The 15,184-nt window shown below is 31.3% G+C and carries 15 protein-coding genes; 12 read left to right on the top strand and 3 right to left on the bottom strand.

All coding sequences use genetic code 11. The annotated features are described in order from the left end of the window. Positions 1-499 precede the first annotated feature (499 nt). The 11 genes from QWZ06_RS09625 to QWZ06_RS09675 all read left to right on the top strand — a co-directional run bounded on the left by QWZ06_RS09625 (position 500) and on the right by QWZ06_RS09675 (position 12,275). Complete coding sequence (locus tag QWZ06_RS09625; RefSeq protein ID WP_378170191.1) at positions 500-2,161, top strand: S8 family serine peptidase; 1,662 nt, start codon at positions 500-502, stop codon at positions 2,159-2,161. Positions 2,162-2,864: 703 nt separating this feature from the next. Further along, on the top strand, positions 2,865-4,172 hold the full coding sequence (locus QWZ06_RS09630; protein ID WP_290297546.1) for a tetratricopeptide repeat protein: 1,308 nt from the start codon (positions 2,865-2,867) through the stop codon (positions 4,170-4,172). Positions 4,173-4,393: 221 nt separating this feature from the next. After that, entirely contained in the window at positions 4,394-5,383 is a 990-nt protein-coding gene (locus tag QWZ06_RS09635; protein WP_290297547.1) for a phage tail-like protein, read from the top strand. A gap of 139 nt (positions 5,384-5,522) precedes the next feature. After that, positions 5,523-5,711 carry a hypothetical protein gene (locus tag QWZ06_RS09640; protein ID WP_290297549.1) on the top strand — a complete coding sequence of 63 codons (189 nt, stop codon included), beginning with the start codon at positions 5,523-5,525 and terminating at the stop codon, positions 5,709-5,711. Positions 5,712-6,730: 1,019 nt separating this feature from the next. Beyond that, the gene (locus QWZ06_RS09645) at positions 6,731-8,788 is read left to right on the top strand and encodes a M13 family metallopeptidase (RefSeq protein ID WP_378170192.1); all 2,058 of its coding nucleotides are present in this window, start codon (positions 6,731-6,733) and stop codon (positions 8,786-8,788) included. A gap of 216 nt (positions 8,789-9,004) precedes the next feature. Next, positions 9,005-9,208, top strand: coding sequence for a hypothetical protein (locus tag QWZ06_RS09650; RefSeq protein WP_290297550.1), 204 nt, complete (start codon positions 9,005-9,007; stop codon positions 9,206-9,208). 241 nt (positions 9,209-9,449) lie between these two features. After that, entirely contained in the window at positions 9,450-9,779 is a 330-nt protein-coding gene (locus QWZ06_RS09655) for a hypothetical protein (RefSeq protein ID WP_290297552.1), read from the top strand. Next, a complete protein-coding gene (locus QWZ06_RS09660) occupies positions 9,749-10,195 on the top strand; it encodes a hypothetical protein (protein WP_290297553.1) in 447 nt (148 codons plus the stop codon). Before QWZ06_RS09655 ends, QWZ06_RS09660 begins: the two co-directional genes overlap by 31 nt. Before the next feature lie 38 nt (positions 10,196-10,233). Beyond that, positions 10,234-10,650, top strand: coding sequence for a hypothetical protein (locus QWZ06_RS09665; RefSeq protein WP_290297555.1), 417 nt, complete (start codon positions 10,234-10,236; stop codon positions 10,648-10,650). Further along, positions 10,650-11,276, top strand: a complete 627-nt coding sequence (locus tag QWZ06_RS09670; RefSeq protein WP_290297556.1) for a hypothetical protein — start codon at positions 10,650-10,652, stop codon at positions 11,274-11,276. Before QWZ06_RS09665 ends, QWZ06_RS09670 begins: the two co-directional genes overlap by 1 nt. Before the next feature lie 300 nt (positions 11,277-11,576). After that, positions 11,577-12,275: a hypothetical protein gene (locus QWZ06_RS09675; protein WP_290297558.1), complete on the top strand. Its 699-nt coding sequence runs from the start codon at positions 11,577-11,579 to the stop codon at positions 12,273-12,275. A 370-nt stretch (positions 12,276-12,645) separates the two neighbouring features. Here QWZ06_RS09675 and QWZ06_RS09680 read toward each other — a convergent pair whose 3' ends face one another. From QWZ06_RS09680 to QWZ06_RS09690, 3 genes are all read right to left on the bottom strand, one after another. Further along, a complete protein-coding gene (locus tag QWZ06_RS09680; RefSeq protein ID WP_353960010.1) occupies positions 12,646-13,323 on the bottom strand; it encodes a S1 family peptidase in 678 nt (225 codons plus the stop codon). Beyond that, complete coding sequence (locus QWZ06_RS09685; protein WP_290297559.1) at positions 13,269-13,682, bottom strand: hypothetical protein; 414 nt, start codon at positions 13,680-13,682, stop codon at positions 13,269-13,271. Before QWZ06_RS09685 ends, QWZ06_RS09680 begins: the two co-directional genes overlap by 55 nt. A gap of 98 nt (positions 13,683-13,780) precedes the next feature. After that, on the bottom strand, positions 13,781-14,041 hold the full coding sequence (locus QWZ06_RS09690; RefSeq protein WP_290297561.1) for a helix-turn-helix domain-containing protein: 261 nt from the start codon (positions 14,039-14,041) through the stop codon (positions 13,781-13,783). 520 nt (positions 14,042-14,561) lie between these two features. On the opposite strand from QWZ06_RS09690, the gene QWZ06_RS09695 reads away from it, so the two are divergent. After that, on the top strand, positions 14,562-15,119 hold the full coding sequence (locus QWZ06_RS09695; RefSeq protein WP_290297563.1) for a hypothetical protein: 558 nt from the start codon (positions 14,562-14,564) through the stop codon (positions 15,117-15,119). Positions 15,120-15,184: the final 65 nt, after the last annotated feature.

Raw genomic sequence — 15,184 nt, forward strand, 5'->3', positions numbered from 1 at the left:
AGGTCCCTGAACACACATTATTATTTATTGAGGGGAGGGCTTGTGCTCTTATGGAGTGACAAAAACTTAGCATATAACGAGACTGATCTTAAATTAAAGGTAATTGGATAAGTACTTACTTGGCTAAAGATTTAAAATAGTTGAAAATCATCATGAATGTACTATTTTTCTAAAACTAATAAGATTTTTAGTTAGGCTCTATCAAATAGTGAGATAATGTAAGGTGGAGTATTAATAAATGGTATGTATGTTTTTTTTTTCAAGTTTTCTTTAGTTATACTTTTGGAGGGTTTTTCAGAATGTTTGTGTTTTTCCAGGCAAAGTGGTAAACTTTTTACGAATATTATTAATTACTTATCCAAAACCTTTGCCTGGTTTTAAAATAGCAAAAAAACTATGATACTTATTTAGCCCATACTGGAGTTATTATATATCCTTATGGTCAACAAAAGAAATAAGAATTTATATTACATACTCAAAATGAAAAAAATAATAGTAGGTGCTTTTTTTTTTAACAGCTTGTAGTTTAACAATTGCACAGCAGAAGTCAAATGGTAAAGAAGATACAGGGAGTGAAAGAGATTTAATGACATGGTATCATAAAGATTTTAAATCTTCAAAAGTATATGGTGTCAATACAGAAAATGCTTATAAATATTTAGAGTCTAAAGGGCTTAATCCAAAGGAAATTATTGTTGGAGTGTTAGATAGTGGAGTTCAGATTGACCATCCGGGCCTTGTTAAAAATGTGTGGACCAATCCTAATGAAGTTCCTGAAAATGGCAGAGATGATGATGGAAATGGTTTTGTAGATGATATCCACGGATGGAATTTTATTGGTGGAAAAAATCGAGATATTGATATAGACAATTTAGAAATAACGCGGGTTTTTAAAAAATATAAGCCCATATTTGAAGGTGAAGATTCTGTTATCAACAATAATAATCAATCTAAAATGCCGGAAGATTTTGCGATGTATAATAAAGCTAAAGACCTTTTCAATATTAAGAATTTTCGCGTAGTACAACATTTAAAAACCTACACACTCATTAAAGAACTTATTCCAAATATGGTTCGGTTATTAGATGGGAAACCTGTAACGGCTGAAAATATAAAAGAAATAAAACCTCCTGCAGATCAAAAGGACGCTATGGCATTGGATTACCTGACAAATTTTTCTAAGAATGCAAAAATTGAAAATTTATCACCAGAAGATTTTGAAAAAAAAGTAAGAAATTGGGTGAACGAAAGTATTGAAAGTATTTCTGCTCAGGAAAAACATTATGATATTAATTATGATCCGAGAGCTGAAATTGTTGGAGATAATTATGACGATTACTCTGAAAAATATTATGGGAACAACCATTATGAAGGACCTGATGCGCAACATGGTACCCATGTAGCCGGAATTATTGCAGGATCTCCGCAAGGGGAAGAAATTCAATATGGTATAGCTGAAAAAGTGGCTAAAATAATGACTGTTAGGATGGTTCCTAATGGAGATGAAAGAGATAAGGACGTAGCCAATGCTATTAAATATGCTGTAGATAATGGAGCTAAAATTTTAAATATGAGTTTCGGAAAACCAGTTTCTCCGGGAAAAGAAGTTGTATGGGATGCATTTAAATACGCCGAAAGTAAAGGAGTTCTTTTAGTAAAAGCTGCAGGAAACGAAAATGAAGATATTGGAATACACCCTGCATATCCAACAAATTTTAAGAATTTGACTGATACCATACCATTTGTAAATAATGTTATTGTTGTAGGGGCAAGTACCAATAGAAATAACGAGTTGAGAGCTAATTTCTCAAACTTTAATAGAAGCAGAGTTAATCTATTTGCACCCGGTGAAGAAATTTATTCAACAGTTCCCAAAAATAAATATGCCTATCTCCAGGGAACATCAATGGCATCTCCGGTAGTTGCAGGTGCGGCAGCCGTTTTATTGGCTTATATGCCGAATTTAAAGCCTCATCAGATCATAGAGGCTCTGGTAAAATCAGTTAATTCCAATATTGAAAATAATTTCGATAGTTTTTCTCAGGCAGGAGGGGTTATTGATCTGAAAAAAGCAGCAATGTATGCTTACACGAATTATTATAAAAATGTGGGACAAGATAAAAAAGTAAAAAAACAAAAATATAAGATTAAAAAAAAGTAATTATTTAAGTTGATATATTTTCCTTTCAGGCAAAGTAACAGAGTGCTTATTCAAAATACATTATTAATTCAATCCAAATCTTTGCCTGATTTTAGAATGTTACATACAATTAATGAAATGGAAACTATTTCGTTTTACAAAGTATGTAAATGTCATGATGATGAGACTATCTCAGAAGATAGCCTCTTTTTTATGACACATCATTAATGATTTGCAATTTTGCAGGCTACTGACTGAATATGATACAGTATTTCATAATCAAATCCATAGAGCTGATTATTTTTAATCGGTTTTTATATATTGTATTCATTTTTTATACTATTCAAAGTGTTTCTTAAAAATTATAATAGCATCATTGTAGATTTTAAAATAAACGATAACATAAGTGTAAATTATTACTATTTTTGTGATAAAGATCTATTTAATTACTTGGTGTATTAGGTTCTATAATGATTTTTTAATTTGAATTTTGATCTGATCTTACTTTTGGTTTGAAATTTCAGATCAAACTATCTATATAAATTAAATTTATAAAAACATGAGATTCTATTTCCTTATTTATCTTCTTATTCCCATTTTTTCTTTTACCCAAAATTTGCAGACCCAAATAGTAGAGGATAGGATTAAACAGCTTAAAGGGCGGGAGGCTACAAATGAATTTGAAGAAAAACAATTGATTATACTCTATAATGAGCTTTATGACATGTCCAAAGAAATAGGCCATAAGAAGGGAATGCTTATTTCATTAGTAAGTTTGGCTGTTACTTATATAAACAAAAACGATACTCATAAATGTTTAAAGGCTGTTGGTGAAGGAATTATTTTAGCTGAACAATTGAAGGATTATGTTAATTATACTCAACTGTTAGACTGTAAAGGCCAAGCTTTATTGCAGGCGGGAAATTATTCTGATTCCCGTACGTATTTTTCGAAGGCACTCAAAATGTCTGATATGATACGGGACAAAGATTCTATGAATGCTCTTAGATCAATGACCTTTAATGCTCTTGTATTATATTCAAGAGCATTAGATAAAGAGTTTAAAACTGCAGCTTATAAAGACTCAATACTGTTTTTTGGGAAACAGAGCTATAATGCAGCGATACAAATATCTGAAAAAATACTCCAAAGAAAATTTATTGCTGGCCAGTCTGCCCTATTGTTAGGGAATATATATATGGAAGAAGGGAATGCCACATATGGTGATAAATATTTTAATATAGGTGAAAAATTGTTTATGAATTATCACGATAAAAGGCCATTAGCATCTTATTATAATGACATTGGAGTTATAAAATTTAAAAATGGTTATGATGATCAGGCTTTAGAATATTATAATAAAGCATTGGACTTAGCCCAAAAGTTTAATGCTCCGGAAGTTAATATAGCCATCTTTGAAAACTTGGTAAAATATTATAAGAAAAAAGGAGATACTAAAAAAGAGCTTTACTATTTGGAGAGAAGTAAAGTGTTGACTGACAGTTTATCTGGAATCCATAAAAAAGCTTTGGTAATGCAAGGGAAGGAGGATATTAAGCTAATCAGTAAACAGAAGAAGTCAGGTGTCGGTTTTTTGCCCCTGTTTTTAATACTATCAATTGTTTTGATTTGTGCAATCTTTTTTTATATATACCGCAAAAATAAGGCTAAAAGCTCTATAGGAAAGTTTGATGCAATAGAGGACTATGGAAAAAAACAAATCGATGAAGATCAGATTGCATTGTTATTAATGTTAGCCAAAAGTAATGACAAACAGTTTCTAATTATGTTTCAGGAAATATTTACAGATTTACACAAGGAGCTTTTAAAATTTCCGGAGCTGACCTCTGCAGATTTGGAGATGTGCGCTTATCTTAAGCTTAATATTCAGACTAAAGAAATAGCTACTTATAAAAAAGTATCTATTGGTGCTGTGGATAATAGAAAATATAGGATAAGAAAAAAACTGAATTTATTACCTGAGACTGATCTCTATAAATGGATTAATACTATTAATTCCAAAGATCAGTAAATTTATAGTTCCCTGCTTAAACTTATTTTGAAGATTGGATATTATTACAAATAACAGAGCTTATATATGGGAATCTGTAAATGGGTTTTTATTTAAATAATTGAAAATCAGCATTTAGGTGCTTATGATTAAGTCTTGTGAGATGAGGTGTTAGATATTGTGGGGTGTTTTTTTATTACCAATGATTGTGTTCCATATACTTTTGTTAAAATTTTTAAAAGATGAAAAACAAAATTATATGTAACGTATTGTTAATAATGTCAATTTCTGCTTATTCTCAGGTTGGTATTAATACCAGTAATCCCAAAGCTTCATTGGACGTTGTGGCTAAACTTTCTGATCCAAACAGTCCAGATGGTTTTATCGCTCCTCGATTGACTGGGGATGAGCTTTTTGCAAAAAATGCGATTTATGGTATGGATCAGTTAGGAGCGATAATCTATGTCACTACGGCCCCAGCTGCAGCCAACCAAATTAATGATACTAAAGATGTAAAAACAATTGGTTATTATTATCATAACGGTACAAAATGGATGAAAATGGAAGGGTCAGGAGACCCAACTACAGATGCATTCGTAGATGATCCAGAAAATGGTATGGTAAAGATAGGAACAACCTCCCAAGGAACAGTTAGAAACCCACTTACAGATTTTGTAATTAAAGATAATGGAAACGTAGGGGTTGGAGTTTTAAACCCAAATACAAAATTGGATATTGAGGGTAATTTAAGAATTGGAAAAGTTAATTCAGCTAGTAGTTCTAATAATCTCAGTACATTGGTAAGAGATAATACCACTGGAGAAGTAAAATCTATAATTTCTTCGAGCGGAAATACATTTGCCTTCAATTATATGACATATAATTTATCAAATGTTAATAAAGACTGGGTTAATAATTTTGACACAAAAATTTCAACAGTTGATTATACATTAGTTATTGTTGGATATAGTTTTAATCAACAAGAGCTTATTTCATCTACAACATCTCTAGGAAAATCCTTTTATAATCCTGTTAATGTCTATGCTTTTCAATCAAATAATACATGGAGATTATCAGCAGATTATAATGGTGGAGCTAGCTCTAATAATGGAACTTGGACAATAAATTGTCTTATAATTAATAACTCTTCTATAAAATCATTACCTCAGGCCACTTTTAACTTAGGAGGAGCAAATACTGGAAGTGCCACAAATCAACCAGTAGGATTATAACTTAATTAGCCTCTCTATTTAGTGCGATTTTTCCTGAATAGGAGAGGATTTGAGATGTTATATTAAGAAATAGAAAATCTATACAATAATAAAAGGTATAGAATAATTTAAAATTAGGAAATAAAAAAATATATTTATTATGAAAACTTTAATATTATACCTTTTGATGGTATTATCAGTAGGCTGTGCTTCACAAAATACACAAAATACACAAAATGATTCAGATGAAAATGGTAGAAATCAGGAATTCATTCAGCAGAGATCGAATGAAGCGACTGGTAAAAACATTTACCAAGGTTCAGGAATAAAAATTTATCAAGGTAAGTAATTTAAAAATGAATGAGTTTTAAAATAAATATATTTTCCAACTCATTCATTTATCATCACAAAAAGAAAGGTTACCCTTTGTTTGGCTTTAAAACATAATTTAGTAGGAATTGGTGTGTATTTGCAGAGTTGGACTAATAGTGGTTACTGAATTTACTGTTGGAAATTTTAATTACAGCAAACAACGATCTTACCCTATCCAGAACCGATTAAATTTTCGTTTTGAGATGTTCACACTTGTGAAGATTCTAAAAATACAAATTGAAATAAAGGCTGTAAAGTATATTCTTTACAGCTTTTTGCAGTATAGAAGAGGTTTAGATAGACGTGAAGCCGAACTATTCTACATACATAATCTTTTTACTTCTCCTTTGTGCAGCAGATTCAGATTAAGAAACTGTTTATAGAAAAGATTCTCATCTATTATTTCCTTTGCTGCCTCCTAAAATAATAGCAATCTCCGTAACTCGATTGAACATGATCATTCATACATCGTATAAACGAAATGTTTCAGGCTTGATTCTCTAGAGTTAGTACATATCTGTACGATTGTCATAAGTATTTAATTTTTTACACTCTGTGATCTATGAAATGGGAGATTATATATCCATACTCTGGAATATAATAAGAAAATATGCTGGGAAGTTTTGCAATAAAAGTTGATTCCAGAAATTGTTTGGTAAAGTTAGGTTCAGAAACGAAATCAACAATTTTTATGGCTTACTTTTTAAATAGATCTGCAGATTAGGAAATACATGCAGATAAAATATTTGTTTAAGATATATAATTACAAGCACATTAGCCGTCAGAGATTGATTTTAACACCCTTGTAAAATGTTGATAATCTTAATTAATCCTAATATTTAGAAAGGTATTAGGCAATGTTAGGCTTGTATTAAGTATTGTTAGTTTTTTTTTTTTGAATCAAATTCACGAAATTGTATTTTTGATAAAAATTAATGCTAAAAATTACACAATTATCTGTTAAAATGATTTAAATATATTTAATCTTAAATAAATATGAGAAAAATAACATTATCCTTATTATTGATAACAGGGATCTGCATTCAGACTACGATGAGTGCACAAACCAAAGCTGCTAAAATAGCAATGAACAATACAGACAAAGGATTAGATCTTAGCTTAATGGATACTTCGGTACGCCCTCAGGATGATTTTTATAACTATGTGAATGGGACATGGATGAAAACAGCAAAAATTCCATCTGATAAAGCGACTTGGGGAAGCTTCAATAAATTAGCTGAGGATACAGATAACAATTCCATGACTATCCTGAACTCTATTTTGAAAGATAAGTTTGCAGACGGAAGTGAAGGAAAAAAAATTCAGGATCTATACGCTTCTTACATGAATATGCAAAAGAGAAATACTGACGGTATTAAACCCATTCAGGAAAATTTGAGTAAAATTGATGCTATCAAAAACATGATTGATCTTCAGAACTATATAGTTTCTGTAACAAAAGAAGGAGAAAACGTTTTCTACGGATGGGGAGTAGATGCTGACCTGAAAGATTCTAATATGAATGCTGTTTACCTAGGAGGTGCAGCTCTAGGATTAGGAAGAGACTACTACCAGAAAGTAAATGAAACAAATACAGAAACTATTGCTGAATATCACAAATATGTAGCTTCAATGTTGACGGAATTAGGGTATAAAAATGCAGATGCAGTAGCAAGAGGAATTATCGATTATGAAAAAAGTATTGCAAAAACATACCTGACAAATGAGCAGAGCCGTGACAATACCCTTCGGTATAATCCTCAAACAATGGCTGAACTTTCAGTTTTGGTAAAAGAAGTGGATATTCCTGCCTATCTTAAAAAAGTAGGGGTAAATACAGACAGAGTGATTATTGGAGAATTGAATTACTATAAAACTTTCAATAAACTGGTCAATGCTCAGAATCTTCCAATCATTAAGGATTATTTGAAATTCCACATGATTAACGGAAGCGCTTCTTACCTAAGTGAAAAATTAGGAGATATGAAGTTTGCATTCTATGGTAAATACCTAAGAGGCCAGCAGGAGCAAAGATCCTTGAACAAAAGAGGATTTGAATTAATCAACGATACTCTTGGAGAAGCTTTCGGTAAATTATATGTTGACAAATACTTCCCGGCTGAAGCTAAAGCCCAGATGGCAGAAATGATTGATTACTTAAAGAAAAGTTTTGCTGTTCACATTAATAACCTGACTTGGATGTCATCTACAACCAAAGAGAAAGCAAGACAGAAACTGAACAAATTCATAATAAAAGTAGCTTATCCGGACAAATGGAAAGATTATTCAAAACTAGATATCATTTCTGAAGCAAAAAGAGGTACATTATACAAAAACTTTCAAAATATCGCGGAGTGGCAATACAACAGGGAATTGGCTAAAATCGGAAAAACGGTTGATAAAACAGAGTGGGGCATGACACCACAGACTGTAAATGCTTATTACAACCCGGTATATAACGAAATCGTATTCCCAGCTGCAATCCTTCAGCCACCATTCTTCAATCCTAAAGCTGATGCAGCGGTGAATTTTGGAGGAATTGGTGCTGTTATCGGACACGAAATGAGCCATGGATTTGATGATTCAGGAGCACAGTTTGATGCAGAAGGTAATCTTGTAGATTGGTGGGCTCCTGAAGATAAGGCAAACTTCGAAAAAGCAACCAAAGCACTTGCCTCCCAGTACGACAAATACGAGCCGGTTAAAGGAACGTTTGTAAACGGTACTTTCACAAATGGAGAAAATATTGCTGACTTAGGAGGAGTGAACATGGCTTATGATGCTCTTCAGATGTATTTAAAAGATAAAGGAAACCCAGGGAAAATCAGTGGATTTACTCAGGATCAGAGATTTTTCCTAAGCTGGGCAACGGTCTGGAGAACGTTATCAAGTGAGAAATATATGATTGATCAGGTGAAAACTGACTCGCACTCTCCAGGATACTTCAGAAGTTTTGCTCCTCTAATCAACGTTGATGCTTTTTACAAAGCATTCGATGTGAAAAAAGGAGACAGATTATACAAAGCCCCAGAAGAAAGAATCAACATCTGGTAAAAATAATAACCGCCTAATAGCGGTTATTATTTCAATAATTACTTTTTTTTAATATAGTTCTTTAGATGTTCTCTTTAAGCAAGAGCTTTATTTACTTTTTTGTATTGGATGTGTGACCTATCGTTTCTTTATCACTTGTGGTTGTATAAAAGGTATACAATATTCATTTCTGGTTACTAGTATCTTTCTTTATTACTTTTTAAATACGCTAAATAAATGATGAAATTTTTACAATTGTATTTATTATTATTTTTTGTTTTTATATTTTCTCAGAGTCCGGGAGATGTAAAGGTGAAAGATCAATTAGGAAGCGAAAACTTGAATGTAAGCTATAGTAAAGATTTAGACGCCAAGGGCTGTCTGTCTCTTCATGTGCAATATCCTGTATTGAAAAGCACAAGCAGTTATGAAGTGGCTTAAGTTGCCTATAACTCACCAATTGGTCTAAATCAGGGAACTCCTGTTAATGCAAATTATGATGATTTATGTGCACTCAAACTGGATCTTCCTTTTAAGTTTTGTTTTTTTTTATCAGCACTTTGAGGCTGTTGTCATAGGTTCTAATGGAATGATTACTTTTAATACTGATTAGATAGGGAATATTAATTATCCTAATGTACAATGGCCGAATCCTGATCCGGGACTTGCTAAAAATTCTATTTTGGGGGGGTATCAAGACCTTGTTTTTTCTGCCGGCGATTCCTCTGAAATTTACTATTCCATAGTAGGAAATGCTCCGTACAGAAAATTTGTGATCAGTTTTTATGAAGGAAGGGTAGCAGGATGTACAGAGCGGTCTTCTTCGCAGATTGTTTTGCATGAAACCACGAATATTATTGAAGTTTTTGTAGATAAAAAAATGCTGCCCTGCTCAACCAGAAAATTTGAAAATGCACTGATTGGAATAATAAATGCAGACGGCACAGCAGGCTATTCTCCGGCTATGAGAAATACGGGGGTATGGCAGGCTTCACAGGAAGGCTGGAAGTAAAGTTATGCAAAGTTGAAACTTTGCACATGATAAGATTTAAGGACATAAGTAGAAACGACATTAACGAAAATAACTATCACACACTTGAATCTATAATAGCGAAGGCGGAAAATACTTTTGTTGAACTGCCACTACCACCACTAAGGGCTATTCTTGATGAAAGTTTTGATAAAGGATTTTTGAATATTAATAAAGAAGAGCATATAATGTTTTTTGGAGCAAATACTGAAGTAAAAGTAAATGTGCATGATAAAGAATTTAATTTAGGTTATATGAGATCATATGTTTTTGATCCTTTTATATCAAACATGGAAGAAATCAAAAATAAAAAAGCAAAAGAAATTTTTATTACTAATAAATCAGGTAAGAGAAAAGTAGGATTCTATGACGTTTACGAAATTCCTGGAGATAATTGAATAATATTTTATATAATCAATCTCACAAAACGATAATCATGATTAAATATAATTCCGCCGAAAATAATAATGTTTTGGATATTCCTCAATTAAGTAAACTATGTCTTACAAAGACTGAATACATTAGAAAAAAAAGTGATTCCCAATTAAAGAATAACTATTATCAAGCGGTAAAAAGTTTTTTTGACTGGTATACAACCTACTGTGATTCTATTCTTAAAAAAAAATATACAAATGATAAAATTGCGGAAACCTTATTTGTGTTAACATCAAAAAATCAACAACATTGGAAAGAATATCTAATTAAAAGTATTTATGTGTCAAAAGATTATGTAGAACATTTAAATAGTAAAATTACAAAAGATAATATTTCTATTTACGAACATACATTATCAAGTTTAATAACTGATTTGGAATGGTTAATAGCTAATTATGAAGTAAATTGTAAAAATTAGTGTCAAGTATTTCACTTAAGCGTTGGAGAAGAACTGATTTAAGTCCAACTGACATTTATTCTGCAGCAAGAACTCTTTTTTTTATTGAAGAGTTTAGTAATATTGAAGATTTATATTTAAGAGATTTAAAACCAAATGTGATGTTTCAAATAAGACAGTTGCTTGAAATTTTTGGAAAAAATATTGTAGGCTATTACTCTATAACACATAATAATCAACCAGTAAAAAAGTTTACTCAAATTGCCTGGGATTTTATAGATGAAGAATGTAAAAAAGATATATCAAGAATTAAATTACCTTTCGAAATAAAAACTATTACACTACTAAATTCTTGGGCAAATGATTTTGTTCATACTACCTTTTTGCATAATAGTTATATACAGTATTTTGCTATAAAAATGTTAAATGTATTGTTTTCGTCTTCAACTTCAACTTCAACTTCAACAAAAGGTATAACCATTTACAATGGTTGTAAAATAGAAAAATACGACATTGCAGATATTACTATATCTAACTACAACTCATTAAAAGATGATTTTAAAAATTTCTTATTAACAAAAAAACAAGGAATTGAAATAAATTGGATGCCGATAGATAAGGTAGGTGCATATATATTAAGTGTATAAAATATTATTCTCAAAAAACGATTCAATGGAGAAAAAAAATATCAAAATGTGTTCTTATTGTAACCTTTTACCGCTACGCTAAGATTCTTGACAGTTATACTAATGAAGAAGTAAAAAAATGGGAATTAAAAAATAATATTTACGCAAATAGATTGCGTAATAGGTATGTATTTTTGTCTTAATATTTATCAAAGTAAAAATTTATATTAATAGAATGGCTTGCGAATATCATATAGTTTGAATTGACGAAATGCATTTATTTAAAAGTCAACACAGAATAAAAAACATATCTCAAATTAAATGAATACACTAAAAATGGATGAATGGACTGAAGGAGAAAAGGCAAATAATAATTTTTTCGGCAATGCTGTTGGAATTGATATGCAACTTGACGAACTGAAAATATATCTTAAAGAAGTTCACAATTTTATTGAAATCACTCACATAAACCTTCAATCTGACAGAATGCAGGGTTTGGATAGCGAGACACTAGAGAATTTAAGTTATCATTTCGAGCACACACAAGGAGAAATTTTAAGAAAATCAATTATTATATCGATAGTTATTTTATTGGAAGCCGAAATCGATACATACTGTGAAGACTTTAGGAAACATAAAAAATTATCAATAGGTTACAATAATTTTAAAGGTGACTTGCTTGACAAATTCAAGACATTTACTTCCAAACTATTGCAGTCTGACTTCGACTTTCAAGGAATACTTTGGCAAGACATTGTTGGACTTTATGAGATTAGAAATTCATTAGTTCATAACTGCGGACTTGTTTCAGACTTTGGAAAAAGAAAGACAATCGAGAATTTTATTTGTAGAAACAAATCATTTGAAATTGATGACAACGAGAGAATAATTATTTCGCACCAAGCCTGCCTCGACAGTATCAAAATTGTTGAGACATTTTTCAATGAAATAACAGACTTTGCTTTGAGAGTATTTCCGGACAGACATCACTATATTGACAATGGAACAGAACCTTTTTAGCTTTGCAAGAAAACCTACCGCTACAGGCATTTGACAAAAGTGGTGGTTCATTGTCCGCATACAGTTTTTATGGTTAATCAAAGTTTGGTTCCGCACATCAACATCTATGATGAAAATCCCAACTTTCGCCAAGCGTCGAACTATTATAATTGCGACTAAAATCTCAAAAAATGATACAAATGAAGAAATAAAAAACATGGCAGTTAAAAAATAATTTTTAAGTAAATAGATTGCGTGGTAGGAGCGTATTTTTGGATTAAATAAATTATATAGTATTTAACCAAATTGTAGGTAACAATTTAATTACTAGTTTAGCAGACGCACCATTAATTATCGAAAATTTTATTAATCAGTAGATGAAAGCTTTGAATCATAATAAAGGAAAATCAATAAATTCAATTCCTGATTTGTCAAATTCAGAAAAATTTTCTTTAATGATTGAATCTAAAAATTCAACAGGTATCACTGTTCCATATCCTAAATTATCATAATTACCTTCGCCAGTTGGTAAATATGATGAAATGCCAATAATTTCTCCCTTATTATTAATTACAGGTCCTCCACTGTTACCAGCTCTAATTTTTGCTGTTATTAACATGAGATTTTCCTTTAACCAAAAATCTTGCGCTATTGCAGCAACAGTTCCTACTGAAGGCGTGTATCTTGAAGATATAGTAGCAACTTCACTTGTTTGAAACGAATGAAAACCTGGAACATTTGGAAATCCAATTGCAAGTACTTTGTCAAGAGTCTCTCCCTTACCGGACATTAAAAATGTTTCTGAAAATTGTAGATGGTTATCATTAAATTGAATAAATACTAAATCAATTTCCTTTTTTTTGTGGACATAAAATGTAGATTCTTTTAATTCTTCTTTAGAAACATTCTTTATTGCAATCTTTCTTGCTCCGTCAAAACAATGTTTAGCAGTGGCTATACCATTATGATAATTAAATGTAGTGCCTATAGACTGGTCTCCATTTTCAGTTATATTTAGTAATGGTTGTACTTTGTTAGAGGCATATTTATTAACATATGAGAACCAAATACTAGAGAATTATATGTTATATTGATAATATCTTTTGAAAGCGCAACCCTCAAATTAGCAAGAGTTTCTTCTACATCAAATGGCATAAAGTAGTACATATCTTCACTTGGAGGACCATATCCCTTTCTATTTAAATTCAGTACGTGATTTTCAGTAAGTATTTCACAAATTTTTGCAATGAAAATAGGTTGTGGAAATTCTGTAGGTTTAAACTTATCTTGGTAATATGTGCAAAATTCAAAAACCTTACGTGGTTCTATAATTCTGGTATTTCCCTCAATTTTGTAATTACAAAAAAATAAAAGCATTTCGCTAATCAAATCAGGATAAAAATCAGGATATTTATGAAATGGTATCATTAAATTAAAATTGTTTTTTATAAATGTAGATTAATCACTAATGATTGTTAACTACCTAACGCTTGAAGAGTACAATATTTTTATCTTGATGATTTTTATCACTCATCGATTTTATATTTCTTTATATCGAAATCAAAGTCAAAAAGTTCTTTTGGTGAAATACCAAAAGCTGAAGACATTTTTAACATTGTTTCTATTGTGGGATTACCTTTACCATTTTCAAACTTATTATAATTACTTGAATCAAATGTCGAATTTTGTGCTACTTCATCCATCGAATTGTACTTGGCAGCACGAATCCTTTTTAAATTTTCTGAGAACTCTAGCATAAATAATCTTAAAACTTCTTTGCTATCCATAATTTAACTATTAAAAAGCAATTTTGGATTTTTGAATAGAAAATTCATGGTAATATATTACCATATATTAAATTAAATCAATATATTTGTAAAATAGGTTACAATAAATGTAACTTTGCGATACTTCAACGAAATATTAGAAGCTATTGCTTAGAATCTCTAACTGAAACTGGTACTTTAAAGCAACGAGACGATAAGCAGGAAGCTCACGACCTAGGCGTGGGCTCTCTTATCTGTTGCACGGTATACCAGTACCTCAGTTTGGATAATGTAGAGTCCCATGCCGTTTTTTTAATGCAGTTCTGCTTTTCTACAATTATCTTTTTATTCTAAGCCGCTTTACAAAATAGAGGTATACTGATACGGTACAATGGGGTGTACAATCCATTGCGGCTTTAGGGCTTTCACGGGAACACAGATTTCATTCATATTCATATTTGACCTTGTAAGGAGGGGCTTTATGCTTTGTCCTGGGTTCCTCCTACATGGTTTTTGAAATGGGTATTTACACTAAAAAACATTGAAAAATAAAGAAATGGCTGTTGAATCGGGTAGGATGAAGGGAGGTAATCTACAGGGTATTGAGGAATTCTTTCAGAGTAACGATCTAATTGCAGTGAAAGGGATGCTCAGTTTCATAATGCAATATGCGGTAAATGGGAAAGACTGGTTGAAGGAAGAACCTTCTGTCGTTTTGAAGTTTTATGAATCACTGCGCTTATTGATCCATGAAGGTGATAGGATAAGCAGGAAGGCAGGGAAATGGAAAGTGAAGGAAGGGGAAGGAGTGGGCTCATTACTAATGATGGGTGCTCTGTCTCACGAAGAATATGAAAATCCACTCTTGGTTTTTGAAAGAGCTTTTGAGGAATATAATGTTCGGGAGTTTGATTACTTTATTTCCGGAATTGTCTATTACTCACTTAGAGTCTATAGATATGGGCCGGAAGGGAATCTGGTTGGACCTTATATCCATTTGAATAGAATGCTTGATGCGGCATATATTATTCTTCAGAGAGGAATTCAGAAGCGTAAGAATGGAGGGGGAAAGAATAAGAAACGAAATAAAAGGAAATAGAAAGGACAATTTAACAGCAGGAAGTAAAGACAAAAAAATAGAAAAATAAAACCATAGGAAAATGA

The organism is Chryseobacterium tructae, assembly GCF_030409875.1.
Taxonomy (GTDB): domain Bacteria; phylum Bacteroidota; class Bacteroidia; order Flavobacteriales; family Weeksellaceae; genus Chryseobacterium; species Chryseobacterium tructae.

Excerpts from the sequence above, each read along its gene's own strand:
- QWZ06_RS09675 (WP_290297558.1), top strand. The coding sequence starts at position 11,577 with ATGAATACACTAAAAATGGATGAATGGACTGAAGGAGAAAAGGCAAAT.
- QWZ06_RS09660 (WP_290297553.1), top strand. The coding sequence starts at position 9,749 with ATGGCAGGCTTCACAGGAAGGCTGGAAGTAAAGTTATGCAAAGTTGAA.
- QWZ06_RS09640 (WP_290297549.1), top strand. The coding sequence starts at position 5,523 with ATGAAAACTTTAATATTATACCTTTTGATGGTATTATCAGTAGGCTGT.
- QWZ06_RS09665 (WP_290297555.1), top strand. The coding sequence starts at position 10,234 with ATGATTAAATATAATTCCGCCGAAAATAATAATGTTTTGGATATTCCT.
- QWZ06_RS09650 (WP_290297550.1), top strand. The coding sequence starts at position 9,005 with ATGATGAAATTTTTACAATTGTATTTATTATTATTTTTTGTTTTTATA.
- QWZ06_RS09635 (WP_290297547.1), top strand. The coding sequence starts at position 4,394 with ATGAAAAACAAAATTATATGTAACGTATTGTTAATAATGTCAATTTCT.
- QWZ06_RS09630 (WP_290297546.1), top strand. The coding sequence starts at position 2,865 with ATGTCCAAAGAAATAGGCCATAAGAAGGGAATGCTTATTTCATTAGTA.
- QWZ06_RS09690 (WP_290297561.1), bottom strand. The coding sequence starts at position 14,041 with ATGGATAGCAAAGAAGTTTTAAGATTATTTATGCTAGAGTTCTCAGAA.
- QWZ06_RS09685 (WP_290297559.1), bottom strand. The coding sequence starts at position 13,682 with ATGATACCATTTCATAAATATCCTGATTTTTATCCTGATTTGATTAGC.
- QWZ06_RS09645 (WP_378170192.1), top strand. The coding sequence starts at position 6,731 with ATGAGAAAAATAACATTATCCTTATTATTGATAACAGGGATCTGCATT.